The 20,227-nt window shown below is 43.7% G+C and carries 15 protein-coding genes; 4 read left to right on the plus strand and 11 right to left on the minus strand.

Annotated features, from left to right (window positions below):
- Positions 1–57: 57 nt before the first annotated feature.
- The 3 genes from WCY20_RS11590 to WCY20_RS11600 are packed head-to-tail and all read left to right on the plus strand — an operon-like array spanning position 58 to position 3,721.
- Positions 58–2,106 (plus strand): UvrD-helicase domain-containing protein, encoded by a 2,049-nt coding sequence (locus WCY20_RS11590; RefSeq protein ID WP_345975302.1) that lies wholly within the window; start codon positions 58–60, stop codon positions 2,104–2,106.
- Positions 2,107–2,109: 3 nt separating this feature from the next.
- Positions 2,110–2,967 (plus strand): tRNA pseudouridine(55) synthase TruB, encoded by an 858-nt coding sequence (gene truB / locus WCY20_RS11595; protein WP_345975304.1) that lies wholly within the window; start codon positions 2,110–2,112, stop codon positions 2,965–2,967.
- Positions 2,954–3,721 (plus strand): 4-(cytidine 5'-diphospho)-2-C-methyl-D-erythritol kinase, encoded by a 768-nt coding sequence (locus WCY20_RS11600; protein ID WP_345975305.1) that lies wholly within the window; start codon positions 2,954–2,956, stop codon positions 3,719–3,721. The genes truB and WCY20_RS11600 overlap by 14 nt, the downstream gene beginning before the upstream one ends.
- Before the next feature lie 187 nt (positions 3,722–3,908).
- On the opposite strand, the gene WCY20_RS11605 is transcribed toward WCY20_RS11600, so the two are convergent.
- From WCY20_RS11605 to WCY20_RS11630, 6 genes are all read right to left on the minus strand, one after another.
- The gene (locus WCY20_RS11605; RefSeq protein WP_345975307.1) at positions 3,909–8,810 is read right to left on the minus strand and encodes a hypothetical protein; all 4,902 of its coding nucleotides are present in this window, start codon (positions 8,808–8,810) and stop codon (positions 3,909–3,911) included.
- The gene (locus tag WCY20_RS11610; RefSeq protein ID WP_345975308.1) at positions 8,807–9,925 is read right to left on the minus strand and encodes a hypothetical protein; all 1,119 of its coding nucleotides are present in this window, start codon (positions 9,923–9,925) and stop codon (positions 8,807–8,809) included. Before WCY20_RS11610 ends, WCY20_RS11605 begins: the two co-directional genes overlap by 4 nt.
- An 84-nt stretch (positions 9,926–10,009) precedes the next feature.
- Positions 10,010–10,375 carry a hypothetical protein gene (locus WCY20_RS11615; RefSeq protein ID WP_345975310.1) on the minus strand — a complete coding sequence of 122 codons (366 nt, stop codon included), beginning with the start codon at positions 10,373–10,375 and terminating at the stop codon, positions 10,010–10,012.
- Between the two features lie 29 nt (positions 10,376–10,404).
- Positions 10,405–11,184 carry a transposase gene (locus tag WCY20_RS11620; protein WP_345975312.1) on the minus strand — a complete coding sequence of 260 codons (780 nt, stop codon included), beginning with the start codon at positions 11,182–11,184 and terminating at the stop codon, positions 10,405–10,407.
- 30 nt (positions 11,185–11,214) lie between these two features.
- Positions 11,215–11,817, minus strand: coding sequence for a hypothetical protein (locus tag WCY20_RS11625; RefSeq protein ID WP_345975313.1), 603 nt, complete (start codon positions 11,815–11,817; stop codon positions 11,215–11,217).
- 346 nt (positions 11,818–12,163) lie between these two features.
- Positions 12,164–12,799 (minus strand): hypothetical protein, encoded by a 636-nt coding sequence (locus tag WCY20_RS11630; protein WP_345975315.1) that lies wholly within the window; start codon positions 12,797–12,799, stop codon positions 12,164–12,166.
- 181 nt (positions 12,800–12,980) lie between these two features.
- On the opposite strand from WCY20_RS11630, the gene WCY20_RS11635 reads away from it, so the two are divergent.
- Positions 12,981–13,136 carry a hypothetical protein gene (locus tag WCY20_RS11635; protein ID WP_345975317.1) on the plus strand — a complete coding sequence of 52 codons (156 nt, stop codon included), beginning with the start codon at positions 12,981–12,983 and terminating at the stop codon, positions 13,134–13,136.
- Here WCY20_RS11635 and WCY20_RS11640 read toward each other — a convergent pair.
- The 5 genes from WCY20_RS11640 to nuoL all read right to left on the minus strand — a co-directional run bounded on the left by WCY20_RS11640 (position 13,102) and on the right by nuoL (position 20,222).
- Positions 13,102–13,821, minus strand: coding sequence for a WbqC family protein (locus WCY20_RS11640; protein ID WP_345975318.1), 720 nt, complete (start codon positions 13,819–13,821; stop codon positions 13,102–13,104). The genes WCY20_RS11635 and WCY20_RS11640 overlap by 35 nt on opposite strands.
- 31 nt (positions 13,822–13,852) lie before the next feature.
- The gene (locus tag WCY20_RS11645; RefSeq protein WP_345975320.1) at positions 13,853–14,902 is read right to left on the minus strand and encodes a DegT/DnrJ/EryC1/StrS family aminotransferase; all 1,050 of its coding nucleotides are present in this window, start codon (positions 14,900–14,902) and stop codon (positions 13,853–13,855) included.
- A gap of 377 nt (positions 14,903–15,279) precedes the next feature.
- Positions 15,280–16,779 carry an NADH-quinone oxidoreductase subunit NuoN gene (nuoN, locus tag WCY20_RS11650; RefSeq protein ID WP_345975322.1) on the minus strand — a complete coding sequence of 500 codons (1,500 nt, stop codon included), beginning with the start codon at positions 16,777–16,779 and terminating at the stop codon, positions 15,280–15,282.
- Entirely contained in the window at positions 16,779–18,314 is a 1,536-nt protein-coding gene (locus WCY20_RS11655) for an NADH-quinone oxidoreductase subunit M (protein WP_345975324.1), read from the minus strand. Before WCY20_RS11655 ends, nuoN begins: the two co-directional genes overlap by 1 nt.
- A complete protein-coding gene (nuoL, locus tag WCY20_RS11660) occupies positions 18,315–20,222 on the minus strand; it encodes an NADH-quinone oxidoreductase subunit L (RefSeq protein WP_345975326.1) in 1,908 nt (635 codons plus the stop codon).
- Between the last annotated feature and the right edge of the window lie 5 nt (positions 20,223–20,227).

The following is a 20,227-nucleotide window of genomic DNA, read 5'->3' on the forward strand; positions in this document are numbered from 1 at the left end:
ATTATTTAAATCTATTTGGATATAATTAAATATCTACGCTAAAAGATTACAGACTCTATGGATAAAATTTTCAACAATTTAAACGAATCTCAAAGTTCGGCTGTCAAACAGATTGACGGCCCCCTGCTTATCCTGGCGGGGGCAGGAAGCGGTAAAACCAAAACTATTACCTCCCGTCTAGCCTATCTTTTAGATATCGTCGGTATCGCTCCCAATAATACACTGACGCTGACATTTACCAATAAAGCGGCTAAAGAGATGCAGGAACGTGCATTTGCCATGATCAATCCGACTTCATATCCGCCGCTGCTGTGTACCTTCCACAAATTCGGTCTTCTCTTTTTAAAATTCAATATCCATCTTTTGGGGCGTCTGAACAATTTTGTCGTGATCGATACGGATGACAAAAAACGGATTTTGAAAAAGATCAACGCCGAATTGCCTTTACCGCTTATTGCCAGCGAGATTTCCCGGTACAAAAACTCTCTGATCACACCTGAGCAGGCCTATGCACAGGCTGAACTCAAGAACTACAAACAGATCGCCAAGATCTATGAAGAGTATGAGGCTTATCTTTTAGAGAACAACCTTGTCGATTTTGATGATCTGCTCGCACTCACCTACCGGCTTCTAGATGAAAATGAAGAGCTTGCACAACGTACCAGCGAACAGTACCAGTACATCATGATCGATGAGTATCAGGACACCAACGAACTGCAGTTCCGCCTGCTTCAGAAGCTTTGTATGACACATGACAACCTCTGTGTCGTCGGCGATGACGACCAGAGTATCTATGGCTGGCGCGGGGCACATGTTCGCAATATCCTGGAGTTTCACGAGGATTTTGAAAACACCACCGTTGTCAAACTTGAGCACAACTACCGTTCACGTGCTGCCATCTTGGAGGTTGCTAACGAGCTGATCCAGCATAACCGCTCCCGTCTTGGCAAGAAGCTGATCCCGACCCGGGAAGGCGGCGACGCTGTTGTTACATTGAGCTCCAATGATGAGAACGAGGAAGCGCGCAAGATCGCAGCCAAGATCGCAGCACTTATCAACAAAGGGGTCGCACCCCGAGAGATCGCCGTACTCTATCGTGTCAATGCCCTTTCACGTTCACTCGAAGAGGGGCTTAACCGTGCCGGGATCCCTTATAAACTGGTAGGTGGCCTGCGGTTTTACGATCGCGCCGAGGTCAAGGACCTGATCTCCTATCTTCGTCTCGTCACCAACCCGCATGACAACTTTTCGATGAAGCGCATTATCAACAAGCCTAAACGCGGCCTCGGCAAGGCCAGCGTCGAGAAGGTGGAGTTGGCAGCAATAGCCCAACAGGTTTCGATGTACGACTTTATCAAGAACAGTTCTATCGCAGAGCTCGAAGCATTGGTCAAAAAGAAGAATACCCAGACGCTCAAAAAATTCGCCGAAGATATAGACGAAGTCGTCATGATCGCCGAACATTCGACCTACGATTTCATCGATGCCCTCGAAGATCGTTTCAGACTCAAGGATATCTATAAGAACATGCCGGACGAGACTGAACGTGTCGCCAATATGGATGAGTTTTACGGCCTCTTCCGCGACTTCATCAAGCAGTCTCCCGAGGCGACGCTCGACGAGTTCCTGAACGAGCTTACACTTCAGAGCGATCAGGACGAAGTCGAGGGCGAGAGCATCTACATCATGAGTATCCATGCCTCCAAAGGACTCGAGTTCGAGCACCTCTTCATCATCGGTCTCGAAGAGGGGTTCCTGCCGCTGATCGGCGACGGCAGCGACACCGAAGAGGAGCGCCGCCTTGGCTATGTCGCCTTTACCCGTGCCAAAGACACGCTGACCCTCTCACATGTCAACAGCCGCTTCTACAAAGGGCGCCGTACGGACCTGAACAAAAGCCGTTTTCTGACCGAAGCAGGTCTGTGTGAAGGTTCGCTCAAAGTCGAACAGAACACCGCTTTCAAAAAGGGCGACCTCGTCCGCCACAAGATCTTCGGTCCGGGACGCGTGCTCGGTGTCTCCAAGGCGGGGCGCGAGTTCAAACTCAAGATCAACTTCGGCGGAACCCAGCGCGATATTCTCGCCTCGTTTGTGGAGCGCCTCTAAAAAATGGCCAAACTCAAACGCGACAATATCGACCGCCTCTTTGTGGCGTACAAGCCCTCAGGCGTCGGTTCGAACAAATTCCTTTCCCAGCTCAAATGGAAATACAATGCGGCCAAAGCCGGTTTTTCAGGGACACTGGACCCCTTTGCCAAAGGGATCCTGATCGTCGCCTTCGGCAAATACACCTCCCTCTTCCGTTTTCTGGACAAAACACCCAAAAGCTACCGTGCGACCCTCTGGCTGGGGGCACACTCCGACACGCTGGATATCGAGGCCGTCTCAAAGATCGACATGATCGAACCGCTGGATGAGCAGAAGGTCAACGAGGCCGTCAAATCGCTAGAAGGCGGGCTGGAGTACCACCCGCCGATCTTCAGCGCCAAGAAGATCGACGGCAGACGTGCCTATGACCTCGCCCGTGAGGGCAAGGAGGTCAAACTCAACACCATCCACTCCACGATATATAAGACGAAGCTGCTGCACTACTGCCACCCCTTCGTCACGTTTGAAGCGACCGTCTCGGAAGGGACCTATATACGCTCTCTTGGACGCCTGATTGCTGAGCGGCTTGAGGTACCCGGCGGCATTCTCTCCGCCTTGGAGCGCCTACATGAGGGACAGTTCCACTATGAGCACGAAAAGGCGCTCGACATCAAAAAATGTCTCAATATGCCACAAAACGTCTACACCAAAGAGAATAGTACTATACTCTTGGGACAGAAGCTTCACCGAGAAGATTTTGAAGTGACTGAAAACGGGACATACTGGGTCGACAATGGCGACAGTATCTCTATCTTTGAGTTCGACGATGAGGGTGTCCACTACCTTTTAAACAGAGTGAGTCTGCATGAAGAGTTATAAAGCCTATGCCAAAGTCAACATCTTTTTAAAGGTCACCGGAAAACGCGGTGACTACCACGAGATCCTCTCGCGTTTTGTTCTGGTAAACGACCTCTACGACACCCTCACCTTTGCACCGAAAGATAACGAGGACTTCGTCATCGATGGCGACTTTAACTGTGAGACCTCACAAAACACCATATATAAAGCCTTTAAAGCCCTTTTGGAAGCCACCAGGTCGGAGAGTCTGAAACGTCTTATGCAGAGCCATGCCATAAAGGTCGAGAAGAAGATACCCTCCTTCGCCGGACTCGGCGGCGGCAGCTCCGATGCTGCCACCTACCTGCTGATGTGCAACGAAGTGCTTCACCTGGGACTCAGCCGCGACGAACTGGCTGCTATAGGGTCCAAAGTCGGCGCCGATGTTCCTTTCTTTGTCTACGGCTACCAAAGTGCCAACGTCTCCGGCATCGGCGAGATCGTCAAACCCTTCGATGAACCGCCGTTGCATATTAAGACCGTTACGCCGAAGATCGAGATATCGACACCAAAGGTCTATCAGGCCTTTCGTGAACACTTCTACAAAGAACTGAGCATTGACAAGCAGTACAGATTTGCCGAAATGCCTTCGCTCGAAGTATTGAAACAGATGACGCCGACCGAGGCAAACGACCTCTTCGAACCGGCACTCCTTCTCTACCCCAAACTTGAACAGCACCGTAAAGAGGGATGGTACTTCTCCGGCAGTGGCAGCAGCTTTTTTGCGGTGGAGTAGAAACTACACTATTTTTGCTCTATATCTCTATCTATACTCTCACATTAAAATAGGGAAGCAAAGAAAATAAGTTCCGTAACTTATATACTTAGTCTATAAAGCGAACAGTCTGTATATTTGAAAGTTCAAGACAAAAGGATCTGGATTAATATTGGTAACTGAACACTCCTCCCGTCTTTGACTATTTTTACTGTTGCATTGCTGTCAAACCGGTAAAGTCCACTACTTGCAATATGTTTTTACTCCCTACCAACATGAAAGAGCTGTTAGGAATCTGTGCAAATGTTGTCACAGGACTCCTCAATATCTTCTCTCCTAATATAATCTCTCTTCTATCTGCAGAAATACTCAACAGACCAAGCAAATAGTCTCCGCCAAACAATAAAGAGCTGTTATCTGATAGCAGTTGCATATGATTGATACTGAAGTAACTCTCTCCATCTTCATAATTGGAATCATTATACGAAGCAAGCTCGTTTCGATTAACATCATTAATTATGAGTCCCGCCGAGTCACCACCACCATAGTACATACTCTTATTGTCTTCATCAAATATCAATTCTTTTATATTAGCTGGAAACTCAACGACTTGTGTCGCATCTTCAATACTTTCTTGACTCATTGTTGAAAGTGCGAAGAAGTCTTGAATGTTGACGCGTGTAACATATTGAGGTAAAGATTCATATCGTTTATGCATCTCAATGTCTGCATAAGCCCCATCCTCTGAAAACTTAATACTCGTGATCTCTCTTTGAGGATCTTCAAACAACTCTATCTCAGAGACAAGAACACTCACGTTTACTATAACTGTAGCCGTCTCTGATTGTCCGTATCGATTTGAGGCATCGACGCTAAGTGAAAATGTTGGTGTACTAAAGTGATGCAGTTCAATCCCTCCGGAGAAAGTGATCTCTCCACTTTTGTTCACCTGAAAATATTCAGCACCATCACCATTCAGAGAGATAGCCTCTATACTGTTAGCATCATCAACGCCAAGGTCTAAACTACCTACTACCGTGCCAGCACTGCTCATGCTGTTAATCGAACCTTTAAAGTCTGCGATTACCGGCACACTGTGAACACTAATGGTAGCGTTTACCTCCCGCGTGCCAATAGTGTTAGAAACATTTATCTGCAGTTGGTACAAAGCCGGGCCGGAGAACAGCGATGACACGGTACGAACAGTACCCGCACTGTCTATACTAAACTTCTCTGCGCCCTCGCCTGCCAATGAAAAGCCGGTGATTCCGCTGCCGCTATATACGACTTCGACCTGCCCGACGACGGTATTAATGGACGCATCTGCTTCTACAGTTGCTTTGAACGGCAATATGCCAGGTACTTTTTCCTGATGCTCAAACCCACCAACATTGACAAGGTGAATTCCGGAGTTTCCGGATGCTACTATAGCTTGATCAGTATTCCCCAACAATGCTACATCTTTGATGCCGCCAGGAACCGCTATCGAACCTAGCAGTTGCAAGGCCGTGACATCGGCAACATCGACAACATGCAGTTGTGATCCGCCAAGATAGAGGTAGTTATTACCATAAGAAAGAGTTGTTATCGGCTCAGGAAGTATAAGACTCGAAATCAGTTCAGGTCGCATTATATCTTGAAGATTGTACAACTTCAAAAGCGATTGTCCTTCTGGCGTGTGACCCGTTACGAATAAATAGCGATTGTCCTTCGATAGTGTCATTTTCGCATCATAAGGTGCTAGTATCGTACTGGTTATATTTATAATGGAAAGATCACCGATGTCATAAATATCAATATTTTCGTAATTACCAGAAACGAACATATACTTTTCATCCGATGAAACAACGACACCCCGCCTGTTCTGTGTATAAACCTCATACAATGAACCCAATGTCCCATTGTCTTCAATTTTTAGGATATCGATATAGTCATAGGTACCGACAAACACCATGTTTTTCAACGGTAGTATTTCTATAAAATTAAAATAATTCTCTATGCTGTAAGTATCCAGATAAAGAGGTGATACGGAGGGCTCCGTATCAAAAAGTTCCATTTTCTTATAGCTTCCTACTACAAGATTTGAGCCGGCTTCATTGATGGCAATACCGGAAACTCGCCCATAGTTACCAGATGTTCTGCCGACAAAAGAGAGTTTGTCTTTTTGTGAAAAGTCGACAATAGCGGCACCATAATAGTTGTTATCAGCCACATAGGCGACACTGCTGTTTTTGTCGATTGCCAACTCTACCGCATTGTCTACAGTATCAAGTGTCGCGACGATGCGATCTTGCACTTCTATCTCCAACAATGCCAAACTCTCTCCGTTGACTACAATGCTAAGATCGTAAAACGCTTGTTCACTCGCATTTAGCAGGGTATCATTTGCTACGAACAGCGCACCTTCTTTGGTGATATTGAAGTCTTCGCTTCCGAGGCCGCTAAGCGCAATAGTGGCAATTTGAGTGCCGTTTTCTTTAATTTTCAACCGGCCTATCTTTGTACCCCCGACCAAACCGTCGAGCAAGGTTAGGTCCAAGGAATCGACGGTCGGCGTCCTTTTAAGTTTTACTGCAATATTGATTGGCAAGCTACTGCCATGAGCATTGGTTGCTATAGCACTTAACTGGTATAAATTTTTTGAGAAGTAATTTAACTCCACACCATCCCTAAGATATACCATGCCATCTAAATCAATCCTAAACGTTGTGTTATCATCCAGAACGACTTTGCTGATTGGGGCGTCTCCAGGTGTGCCCATCTTTAAGAATGCGACGAGAGAACCGGCACTTATATTATCGTCGACAACGACTTCAACACTTTCGGCTTCAGGTGCGTCGAGTACATTTTCAACAACAACCATAAATTTTGATTCTGATGTATACTCTTGTGAATTTACACAAAGTGTTAAGTCGTATACCTTTTGTCGTTCAAAATCTATTGCTGCTCCATCTTTAAATCCCACAAAACCCGTTGAGTTTATCTCAAACAACTCACTGCCATCTCCGCTTAAACTGAAGCGAGCTTCTCCCTCAGGCAAACCAACATCAAGTTTCAAGCCAAAATCACGCAAGATGCTATCTTCGCCTACAGAAACGACATATTGCAGCAAAATAGATTCGTATACGATTTTATACGCATCTGCATAGATATCTTGACCATGATAGATTTTTTGCGCAACAGGTTCATAATACTCAGAATAACTCTTTCTTAGCATTCTCTTATCATATCGGGGCATCCAATTGATAAGGTCGGTATACCCAATTTCATCAGAACTAGAGATCAGCAGTTTTTTTGCGACCTCATCAAGTCGGGAACTTATGATTGAGCTATCATTGTCATTTGCAAAGAGTTCCTTTGTAACCTGGTACGCAATTTCGGTCAGTATGTTGATCTTAAAGTGACTGGTTTTTAAAAAACTTCCTTTATACAGACCATGCAAATCACCTGTTTTCACAGTCGGTCTTATGTCTATAACACCGTCATCATCCGTGTCCACATCTACACCACCCATAACATTTACAAGATAATATCTGTCATCCTCAAGCGTATTCAATATCTCTTGTGAAAGCAAGATGACACCTGTTGAGCCAAGCGAGCTTCCAAGGGTAGTACTGGTTTCATGAAGTATGGCACCATTTGTCACATCAATTATGGAGACATTGGCTCCGCCGATGGGGCCCATATTCGCGGTATTTAGCTTCGATTTCACGTCAAAAACCAGACTATCATGATCATCTGAATTATTTTCAGTTTGATTCGTCACCACTCCACCGTCACCTGTCGAAGCTTCCGGGTAACATATTTCTAAACCTTCTTCATAACTTAATTGATCAGAAACCCAACAGCCTCCCACTCCTACAGTTTGATGTTGACCACCTCCACTACTGGAAACAACTTCGTCCGTCGAATCGCTTCCTATAGGAATAATGTTTTTAAAATGACTAGTTATTAATTGTAATCCGCTTCTATTAACGTCTTCATTTGCTAAAACACTTATCATGCTGTTTGCTTTGACTTCTATATCGGCTATATGGCCCAGATCTAACAAATCGCTTGTCGATATGTCGACATCGATAGTCAATGCATCATTCGGTGTTTTTACTGCCAAACGAACAGATTGGGGAAGGTTTTCTTCATCTACCTTTCCACTATGGTTGACATAAATACCGTAAGTGCCTTCTGCGACATCATCAATAGACTCTACATAATAACGACTGTCAGCAGCACATCCTACTCTTCTCTCTTTTTGGCCCAGCTCTGATGAGAGTTGCAACTGTATATCACTGCTTTGCCATGAAAGTTGAATGTCTATTGGGTACTCTTTGCGTTCTACTGGCGGATAAACAGTATTAAAATAATTCATCGCATACTCTGGAAAGGATGCTATTTTGTCTTGTGTAACCACATTGCTATAGCGGTAATAATCAAAATAGTGATATGTTGGAAGTTTAAAACTATAGCCCTCAATAATAAATTTATCACTATTTATTATATTTTGGCTCATGCTCGATGGTACGAATGTTATTGGATCATTATCTAATGTTGCCAAAGCTCCTCTCCCATCACTCATACCGCTCACATGATCGGCAGGGTTCGCGGTTCCTAGCATGTAAAATGACTTTTTTTGACACTCGCTCAGTGTATCATACGCTTCGTTTGTAAAGAAATTACCCTGCGAGTGGGCAATGACGATGACTTGGTTTCCGGCATTGATACTTTTTTTATAGTTACTGATCTGCTCTGTCAGGTCGTTAGAGTGAGTACTGCTAAGTCCTGTAAAATAATCGATATAATAATCGGCTAAAGCCTTATCGGCATCGGAAAGAAACGAGAGCCAATACTTACTCCAACCGTTCTGCTCGAAAAGCTGTGACGCGCCTTCGATAAAATCCCAGAAACCGCGGCTAGTGTTGTAGGCCGATTTAAAAGGCTCGCTACTGTAGATTTCGGGATTGGAGGCTTTTAGGTCTTCTTCTAGTAAATCGCGAGCTTCATCTGTATCTTTTTTATCTGTTAAAACTCCCGTAGCAAGATAGATATCTGCTTTGGCATGAAGAGAGCTTATGCCAAAAAAACAAAAAATAAAAACAAGGAGATGCTTTTTCATTCCCATTCCCCCTGAAGAATCTTCGTTTCGTTAAAATCACATCTAGTTTTATGAGTATTTCTATCTCTACCTGGATATACTCCTCCGCTTAATGCTTGATTATATTCATAATAGGCACGATTGCGCTCTCTTGTATTTAAAATGAGTGGTCTTGACTCTTTATAAAGACTTTTTCCTCTTGGAATAAGTTTTTTTGAATCTTGATGCATATAGTAAGATTGACAATCCGTTTGATTTTCCATCAATTTATCAGTCTCCCTCGCCTTAGAAGGATCCACAAGTATTATCTGAAAGGCTCTGGCATTCTGCATAGCAACCGCTTGTACTATCGGGTGATCGTACTCTGCAAATATCCATCGCTCTACATCATCTCTCACCCCGTTGTTGTTTGAGTCTATTCCAAGAAGTGTAGAGTTGTTTATGGTTTCATCCGGTTCAGGCGGAAGCTTGTGTCCGTTTATCTCTTTGTAAATCTCTAAAGCAAGAGAGTTTGAAGTTACTGTGTTTAGTTTTGCTTGGAGGATTATGTTTGTATCTTTCATGGCATGTAAAGATCTTTGAGTGATTTGTGCTGCGTTTGTGTCGGAGAGGTTCCACTCAACTTCTTCTGTTACATCTTTTGTGGTGTTGTCTTGGTAGGTAGCTATGACTTTGAGTGTTGTGTTTTCATCTACGTTGAGTGAGTTTTTTTCTACCGTGAGTTTGAGAGATTTCAGGCTAGGAGTAGCCCCTTGTTCCACCTCTGGCGAGGTCGTATCAGCCTCATTCACTTCTACAACCTTAGGAAGCACCGTAACATGAACCTGCTTTTTAACTGTAATATTCGTCGTCTCCAACTGTGCCGTAACCGCTTCAAGCTCAAAGACTAAACTCTCTTGTGTCGTAACACCCGGAGCTATAAAACTAGCCGTGCTTGTATTTGCATTCACAAGGATGACGGAAGTCCCGCTTAACTGGCTCCAACTATAAGCCTTTGACCCACTGGCATGTAACTCTACCGTATCATCTGAGTATGCTGTAAGATTAGTATCAACTTGAAGTATTTCTTTGTCAGAGCTACATGCCAAGAAAAAAGTTGCTGTTAAAAGTGCTAAAAAGAGGTGAAGAAGTTTCATGAAAGAGTCCTTTTTAATGGTGTTTTTTGTTGTTTTATATCATAGCTTGTTTGAACATGCGTTAAAGTTAAAGTTTGTTCTATTTTAAGTTTTTTTTGTAGTTCCTAGCATGCAAACTGCCTTTTGTTCACATGGGCTTAGTGCATCATACGCCTCATTTGTAAAGTAGTTTCCCTGTGAGTGGGCAATTACGATTACTTGGTTACCCGCATTGATGCTATTTTTATAATTTTTTATCTGCTCGGTCAGGTCGTTGGTATGATTATTGCTAAGTCCTGCAAAATAATCTATGTAATGTTTTTCCAAAACTTGATCAGTCGCAATAACAAAAGAGTTCCAATACATACTCCAGCCGTTCTGTTCGAAAAGCTGAGCTGCAGCTTCGATGAAGTCCCAAAGATCGTGCTTAGTGTTGTAGGCAGCTTTAAAATCTTGACTACCGAAGGACAAGGGGTCAGGTGATACCTAAGGACAAGGGGTCAGGTGATACCTATACCTCTCACTTTTTTTATTACTCTATTTATTTGTGGTTGAGATAATTCTAGACACTCGGCTATAGCATGTTGAGAGTACCCTGCTTCATATGCTTTTAAAATCTTATGATCTCTGTCTGCCTGATCCTTGACCTGTTGGAACCTGTGTTTTAAGCTCTTGCTATCAAGCTTTTTCTCTTTTATGGATGTGACAACAAGGGTGGATGCTTTTTGGATCTCTTCTAATATTCTCTCATCAACACCACATTCAAAAAACTCTACCCTATCTTTTCGATCTGTAAACTTTTCAAATACAAATGAACATTTTAAACACCCAATAGGTTCTCTCTGCTCAACAAATGACAGATATGAACTATATTCATATTTGCCCAATGCCTTGACCATCTTCGCCTTGACAGGGTTGTTCTCTATATAGCTTATCAACGTATAAAGATAAGCTTCATCCGTCACATACCAGGACTTAAACCGCCCTTGCCAGAGGTGGCCTGAACGCTTATATTTTTTATTGAAATAGATAGCATAAGAAGCATTAAGATGTTTCATGAACTTTGAAAGATTCTCTTTTCTCGTCTCAATCAGCAAATGGTAATGGTTGCTCATCAACACATACCCATGCAATTGAACATCATAAAGCTGACACCCACTACAGAGCAGCTCCAAAAACATTGTATAGTCATCTTTAACTTTATAGACTATGCGCTGCTCTACCCCTCTATTGACGATATGATAGTACCCAACCATATCAACCCTCGGTCGTCTTGGCATCTCCTCTCCTTTTATAGCATAGTATAGGTATCACCTGACCCCTAATTTTTGAAGATCCATAATTTTACTTACATTAAAATCGCATGAACCTTTCTCGTCTGAAATACTAGGAAGTGTTGTAATCCCGCCGCTAAAAAATGCATCGAAATTCTTATACGCAACTTGTCGCTCTTGTGTATTTAGTACTATTCTTTCATATGCACGATCCAAAATAAATTCATCTACTAATATTGAATCTCCAAATCGTTTCGCATCAAATTGAAAATAAAACTCACAATTTTGTGCAGCATCCAAAAGTTTTGATGTCTCACTTGCCTTACTTGGATTTTCTAAAACTTTCTGCCACGCACGACCGGCTTGCATCGCAATCTCAGTATAAATAGGATGTTTGTCTTTATACTTTTTAAGTATCCAAATCTCGACATCATCTCTCACACCATTGTTATTGCTATCGATACCTAACAGTGTGGAGTTATTGATCGCTGGATCAGGTGCTGGCGGCAAGGTATAACCGTGAATCACTTCAACAGTTTCATTTTTGCTTGTTGAGTACCCGTCGCTCTGGCTGCATCCACTCATGAAGATCGATGTAAGTAACAGTGTTATTGCAAGTAAATTACTATGTGTTATCATATTTTTTCCTATTTTTTTATGTATTAAGTATGTTGTCCAAACTATTCTTAAGGAAACTGTATTATGTTACTGGTATCAACTGTAATTTTACAAATAAGCAATCACAATCTCTTGGTACCCGCATTGATGCTATTTTTATAATTTTTTATCTAAGTAATCTTGTATTAGCAATTGCTTCAAATTCCTCTGTATCTATACCATTGGCAAAATATACATCAATCTTTCGTTCATCAATAATTGTGTCTAAAGGACTATTGGGGACAGGCTACTTTTACTATTGGGGACAGGCATATGTCTTGGTGAAGCATGCAGTGTAAGCGTCAAGAATAATATGACAAAAACTATTTTACTCATCGTCTTCATCATCTATTATGATTGCCCGAGTAACATTAAAGTCGCAAGAACTTTCTACTTTATAACTTTTAGGAGTCCAATATACTCCGCCGCTTAAAGCTTGATTATACTTTATGTATTTTTCAACTCTTGCTCTTGTGTTAAATACATAATCTTCGGCAGATAAGCTGTAGAGATCTATTCCATGCTCATGAAAAATATATGAGATACATCCAATATCATATTTATCGAGTTTTTCCCATTTCGTGGCATTTTCAATGAGATCATCGGCTTCTAAACGTTTTTGTTGCTGTCGAGCAGACATCATCAAAGACTGTCTTTCTATCTCCAACTCATGTTCGAGATAAATCTTCCGTTCCACATCGTCGCGAACGCCATTTTTATTGACATCGACGCCGGCAAGGGTAAAATTGTTGATTGCTGGGTCCGGTTCAGGCGGCAGTACGTGACCGTTAATGACTAGCGGCACGTCAGCAGTTGTATTGTCGTCTGGGTTTTGAGCAGTTGTGTTATTATCATATTCTTCATAGGGCTCAATTTCTGATGTGGAACGCTGTCCACTCGTTGAATACCCATTACTCTGACTGCATCCGCTAATGAAGATAGATGCAAGAATAACTGCTATCACTATTTGGCTTTTTTGTTACATATTTTTTCCTGTTCTTTTATGATTTTTAATGGTAGCAAAGTAATTCTTAAAGCATATACAATCAGCCTGGTTTTCCTCCAGCGGTTATAGTTATGATGAAGACGGCTACCTGAAAACCAAGAGCACGACAGCAGGCACAAGCAGTTACAACTATGGAAGCTTGGGCGAACTCAAAGAGGTCTCCCTGCCTAATGGCGACATCATCACCTACAAGCAGACCGCCGACAACCAGAGAGTCGCCAAGCTGAAAAACGGTGAGGGAGAAGAGCTGGCCGGTGGTTTTATATTAGAACATACTTTTGCAGCATCACTTTGATCTCTTCTCTGGAATTGAACATCATGATATCGATGATGGACATGTTCGGTAAAAATGCATTGTGGAATTGTTTGTACTGAACTGATTCAGTTTTAATAAAATTCAATTTTATACCATGCTCTTTAAATACTTTTTTACTGTACAGTTTCTGCCCGCCTATAGCATTGATATATTGATCTGCACCCAATCTTTTGCAGATGTCAATCGTCCTCTCCTGGGCTTTTAATGCCGTTTTTCCCTGAAGATCGCTCAGGTAGATGAATTTGGTATCCATCTCCAAATATCGGGCAATCCTTTCAATAGAAAAGCCCACGTATTTCGCTAAATTCTTTTCCTCGTTTAAACATATCTCTTCCAACATCGGATAGACCTCGTTGAAATAGGGCGCTTTTTTATAGGCATTCGAAATCGATTTCAATATCTTTTTTGCATTATGCCCAACGCAGACCTCATTGATTAGCTTGCCGGTATGCACACCCAGAACCTCAAGTGTATAGCGATGCCGCTTGCCGTCTATGAGAATATCGTTTCGGTTGATATAGCCTTTTTTTCTGTATTGCATACTGTCGGAAAGTACAAAAATATCTACTCGATTAATCAGTTGCCAGTATGCGATATAGGGGAAAAAATATGGTTGATTGCTTCCTACTGTCATACATAACCCTTTAGTTGATTGACCTAACACTGCCCAGATTTTTATCTCAATGACAATAATTTCAACGTAATTTCTGTAATGTCTCAATAATAATCTTACTGACCTTCGGTTCTACTCCAGAGTGCATCGGAATAACTAAAATTCTGCTTGCTATGTCTCTGGATATACGCATGACTTTTCGATGTTCTACGTACGGAAGTGTGTCCAAAGAGGGATAAAAATATTGCCGTGCAGCTATCTCTTGTTCCAACAAAGCCGCCCGGACTTTTTTCATTTCGTCTTCCGATCTAAAGACGACAGGAAAATAGGTATAACTTTGTGTCGCATCCTCATTCTTTTTTTGTAACTGAACATAGTCTTTTAGTTGCTGCGTATAAAATTCATGGCTTTTCTTTCGCATGTTGTGGATAATATCTTCTTCATCAAGCATACACAGACCCATTGCCGCTTCAAGCTCATTTATTTTTCCGTTAATGCCAAGCAGAGCTACGGAATCGGGACCGTCCTTGCCATAATCCCTCACAATTTTAGCTTTTTCGTATAACGCATCATCTTTGATGACAATAGCAGCCCCTTCAATAGTATGAAATATTTTCGTGGCATGGAAACTGATAATAGACATATCGCCATAGTTTAATATATGCTTGCCTTTGTACTTGACATCAAAAGCATGCGATGCATCGTAAATTACTTTCAGGTTATGCTTCTCAGCTATCTGGTCAATCTCCTCTATTTCGCACGCATTGCCAAAGACATGACATGGGGCTATCGCACATGTCTTTTCGGTAATAGCACTTTCTATATTCTTTGGATCGATGTTATACGACTCACTATCGATGTCTGCATACACCGGGGTCAATCTCTCTGCCGCTATAGCACTGGTTGTTGATACAAAACTGAACGGCGTTGTCACAACTTCGCCTTCCATTTCCAGAAGTCTGTAAGCAAACTGCAAAGCATTTGTTCCGCTTGAGATACAAAGAAGATTTTTAACACCAAAATACTCTTCTAATTTTTTCTCAAGCTTCTGAACCAATGGCCCGTTATTGGTTAACCATCCGCTTTCATAGATCTCATCTACATATGCTTTGAACTTTTCTTTATGCGGCATATATATTTTCGTTACGTAAGTCATTCTTTCCCTCTCATTTCAATTGAAAATTACTAACAAACTCATGTAAATCAACCAAAATTCTATTTTAACAACCTAGTCTAGTGTTTTATGACTGTAAAGATTATTCCATTATAACAAAAAGTTTACCACCATCTATGAGGGGAGCAGACCCGCTTCGTTTATACGACTGACAGTTAAACTGCTGGAGTTTAAACAGCTTATCTACCTGCGTAATAAAAAGTCGTTGCAGTGTAAAACATGGTGTGATAAAAACATGACAACTATACAGGTTAAGAGCTTTTTAAAACGGTAAAAAAAGAAAGAAGAGAAGATAAAGGCTGTGAGATCAATCTCACAGCAGATAAAGAAGTATCTTAGTACCCCGAATTGTAGACGAAACCGCCGATAAATTCGATGAGCGGGCTGACAACAATAAAAGAGAAGATCGTAGCGAATGCAGCCATTCCTACAATCGTCTTAAGTGATGTCGATGCATTGACAAGGTAGTTCTTCTCACCTTCAGGCTCTTTCATGAACATAAAGACGATCAGTTTCAGGTAGTAATACCCTGCGATCGCCGAGTTCAATGCCATAATCAAGGCCAGTACCGTAAAGCCGCCGCTTACAGCAGCCCCAATCAGATAAATTTTACCCCAGAAAAGAGCAAACGGCGGGATACCTGCCAATGAAAGCATAAAGAGCGCCATCAATGTTGCCTGGATAGGTGAGGTCTTGAACATACCGGAGAACTTCTCGAACGGGTGGTCCGAACTCTGACCCGGCAGAAGCTGTTTCTGACGGCTGACCCACAACATGGTGAAGGCACCCAGGTTAGCAAAACTGAAAAGTGCCCAGTAGAGGAAAAGCCCCGTATTCGCTTGTGTCGTACCGATCAATACCGCGGCCATAACAAACCCGGCATGTGAAACAGACGAGTAAGCGAGCATACGCTTGACGTCATTTTGCACGATAGCCCAGATATTGGCTGCTGTCATCGTAACGACAACCATCGCATACAGAATGACTTCCAGCCAGACGACACCCGAATTGACCAGGAATTCGAAAAGACGCATTGCCACAACGAAACCGGCAATCTTAGGCACGATAGACATATAGCCTGCAAGTGCTGCAGAAGAGCCTTCGTAGACATCCGGCGTCCATGTATGGAACGGTACCAATGACAGTTTGAACGCAAATGATGCAAACAAGAAGGCAGTAGCAACAAGCACATACCCGATGTTCGCATAGTTATCTGCGGCAAGAGCAGCAGCGATCTGGTGGATCTCAACAGAACCGGTCAATGCATAGAAGACCATCGAACCGAATGAGAAAAGACCGGCTGCCAATGCACCCATAGTGAAGTACTTCACAGCCGCTTCAAACGACTTGTTACGGTTGTGAAGCGCGATCATCGGATAAAGTGCCAATGAAGCAGTTTCCAGGCCGACAAAGACCAGGATCAGGTTGTCTGTTGCAACCATGAACTGGAAACCGGCGATCATGAACAGGAACAGTGCGAAGAACTCCGGATACGAGAACTCGTGGAAGCGTTTCGACGTGAGCGCCAACGGAATAAACATCATCGACGCAATAACGATAACAAGCTGTGCAAGAATAGCCAGACCGTCAATAAGCATCACATCGAAGAAGCCAAGCTGTGTTCCGTTTGAGGCGAAAACACCCGCTGCGTCCATAACGGCACCAAGGTCTAAAAGCAGGAACAACAGTGCGATCATCACGTAAAGTGATTTATTCAGACCCTCTTTAACAAGGTCAATCGTCAAGATAGACAAGGCGCCGATAACGGCGATCGTCATCGGAACAAGTGTCGGGACATTTAGTGAGGCCAGTGAAACGTTGACTGCTTCTAACATTATTTTGCCTCCGTAGTTTCAAATTTTGCAATAGACGGAATGATCTCTTTGGCTTCCGCTGAAATTGCTTTGTCGTGCATCAACTGCACCACAGACTCGACAGAGTTGTTGATCGGTTCAAGAACCGGTTTAGGGTAGACACCCAGCCAGATCGCAATGATCGTCAACGGGATAAGACCCATAAGTTCGGTCTTGTTGATATCTTTAAGCGTTTTGTTCTCTTCTTTGGTCACATTGCCGAAGAATGCTTTCTTATAGGCAGCCAGCATGTAGATCGCACCGACGATGATCGCCGTCCCGGCAAGAAGGGTCATCATATGTGACTGTTTGTAGAATCCGAGAAGACTCAGGAACTCACCGACAAAGTTGATCGTAAGCGGCAGACCGACGGAAGCCATCATCATGATCCCGAAGATCGTCGCATATTTAGGCATGATCTGTGCCAGACCGCCGAATTCGCTCATCAGCTTGGTATGACGGCGGTCATAGATGACACCGACAAGCAAGAAGAGCGCACCCGAGACGATACCGTGCGCGATCATCAGAAAGACCGAACCGCTGATACCTTCGACGTTAAGCGCGAATGTACCGAGGATGATAACACCCATGTGCGAAACAGATGAGTAGGCAACGACCTGTTTGATATCTTTCTGTGCGTAAGCCACCATTGCCGTGTAGATGATCATGATGATCGCCAGCACGGCAACAGGGTACATAAAGAAGACCGACGCATCCGGAAAGAGCGGCAGTGAAAAACGGATAAATGCGTAGGTACCCATTTTAAGAAGTACCGCAGCAAGGATAACCGAACCGATCGTCGGTGCCTGACCGTGCGCATATGGTAGCCAGGTGTGGAACGGGAACATCGGTACCTTGATTGCAAACCCCATGAAGAAGGCTGCAAACAACCAGTACTGAATATTTTCAGGAAGGATCAGACGGTACCACTCGAGTAGAGAGAAGCTCCATTGTCCTGTTGCCTGGAAATAGAAGTAGGCCATGAAAAGCATACCGACAAGCATAACCAGTGAACCTGCAAAGGTATAGAGAAAGAACTTGACCGACGCATAGATACGAAGCGGTCCACCCCAGATACCGATGATAAGCAGCATCGGTACAAGAGAGAGTTCCCAGAAGACATAGAACAAGATCGCATCAAGCGCAGCAAAAACACCGACCATCGTCATCTGTAAAAAGAGCAGCGTGATGATCAGGTCTTTGATACGGCGCGTCTCAGTCAATGAAATAATACCCAGCATCGTAAAAAATGATGCCATGATAATGATAAAGAGTGAAATACCGTCAATACCAAGAAGGTACGAAATGCCGAATGCCGGGATCAGGTTTGCCTGTTCCATGAACTGCATACCGGAGATGCTGCCGTCAAATGCATACCATAACCAGAGTGAAAGGGCGAACTCAACACCCGATACAACGATACCGTAAGCACGCATACTGTCTTTATGGACAATAAAGCCCAGCACTGCTGCCAGTGCCGGGAAAAATATCAAGATCGATAAAATATGGTCTAACATTTATATTACTCCTAATCCAGAGAGCAGCTTCGCCAGCTCATCTGATTGTCCAATGTAGAATGCCGCGGCAAGTACCAAAAGGATAAGGGTACCGATAACCATCCAGCGTAGCATTGATGAAAGGTTTCCGTTTTGCATTGTATGTGTTTTCTTACCCGTGTTATAAAAGATGTTGGCGACACCGTCGACCGTTGCATCCACAACCTTGAGGTCAATTTTCCACATCATGTCCGACAGTTCACGGTACGGCTTTGATATGTACTCTTCATAGAACTGCGGGATGTAGTACTGGTTATATAGAAGCTGATAGAGAAGACCCGATTCAACTTTCTTGTCCACCTTGACCGCTTTTGCGTATTTTTTATATGCATAGACAATCGCAGCGATTACGAAGAGCTGCGTACCGATCGTCATGATCCAGAAGACCGTATGGTTATGAACATGATACTCGATCGCCGGCAGAAGCTGCGTTACCATCTCAAAATACGGTGTTTTGAAAAGCATACCTGCGATGACCGCAAGGATCGCCAGCGGTGCCATAGCATAGAGCATAAAGTTGTACGCTTCGTGCGGATGGATACCGTGCTCCAGGTGTCTCTCATCCCCATGAAAGATCAGTGCAACAAGACGGAACGAGTAGAACGCTGTCAGACCCGCAGTCAACAACAGTACTGTATAAAGGATGTAGTGGTGTTCGACAAATGCAACTTCCAGGATCAGATCTTTCGAGAAGAAACCGGCCAACGGATAGATACCAGCTAACGCAACTGACGCCAGGGTCATCATGATCCAGGTCCATTTCATCGATTTTTTAAGACCGCCCATTTTGAACGGGTCAAGCTCATCGTGCATTGCGTGCATAACATTACCGGCGCCAAGGAAGAGCAACGCTTTAAAGAAAGCGTGTGCCATCAGGTGGAACAGTGCAACCCAGTATGCGCCAAGCCCTGCAGCCACGAACATATAACCAAGCTGAGACAGTGTCGAGTAAGCGATGATACGTTTCATATCACGGTTAACCAACGCCATTGTTGCCGCAAACATCGCGACAAAGGCACCAAGGCTGGCAATAAAAAGACCGACATTCGGAATAAGGTCGTACAGTGGGAATGCACGGACGACCAGATAGACACCGGCGGTAACCATGGTAGCCGCGTGGATCAGTGCCGAAACCGGTGTCGGACCTTCCATCGCATCAGCAAGCCATGTGTGAAGCGGGAACTGTGCCGATTTACCCATCGCACCGATAAACAGGAAGATACCCATTGTTGTAAGAATGCCTGTCTCCAGAGCCGGAAGTGCAGCGAATACTTCGTCGTAACGGATTGAACCTGTATTCCAGTAGACAAGGAAGATACCGATCAGCATCGCAAGGTCGGCAATACGGTTCATGATGAACGCTTCGTTCGCCGCCCAGGTAGCTGACTCTTTGTGGTACCAGAAACCGATCAACGCCCATGAACAGACACCAACGCCTTCCCAGCCGATGAAAAGGCCAAGAAAGTTGTCGCTCATGACAAGCACCATCATCGAAAAGACGAAAGCAGAAAGCCAAGCGAAGAAACGGTTAAATGCCTTATCGTGATCCATGTAACCGACTGAATAGACATGGACAACAGTCGAGACCGTTGTCACGACCATCATCATCGTCACGGAGACTTGATCAACGACAAACCCGTAAGGGATATAAAGATCACCGGTTGCCATCCATGTCATCATCTCGACCTGGATCGGTTCACCGCCACCCAAGATATAGATGGCAAGGTAGAGACTTGCCAAAAATGAGGTGAAAAGGAGTGCTGAAGGGACGATCCCCGCAATCAAGTTTTTCTTGCTCATTCCAAAGAGTGCTGCAAAGAGTGAACCAACCAGTGGTGCAAAAAGTGCAGTATATAAATAAAATTCCATACTTT

The organism is Sulfurimonas sp. HSL3-7, from assembly GCF_039645985.1.
GTDB classification, from domain to species: Bacteria; Campylobacterota; Campylobacteria; order Campylobacterales; family Sulfurimonadaceae; genus Sulfonitrofixus; species Sulfonitrofixus jiaomeiensis.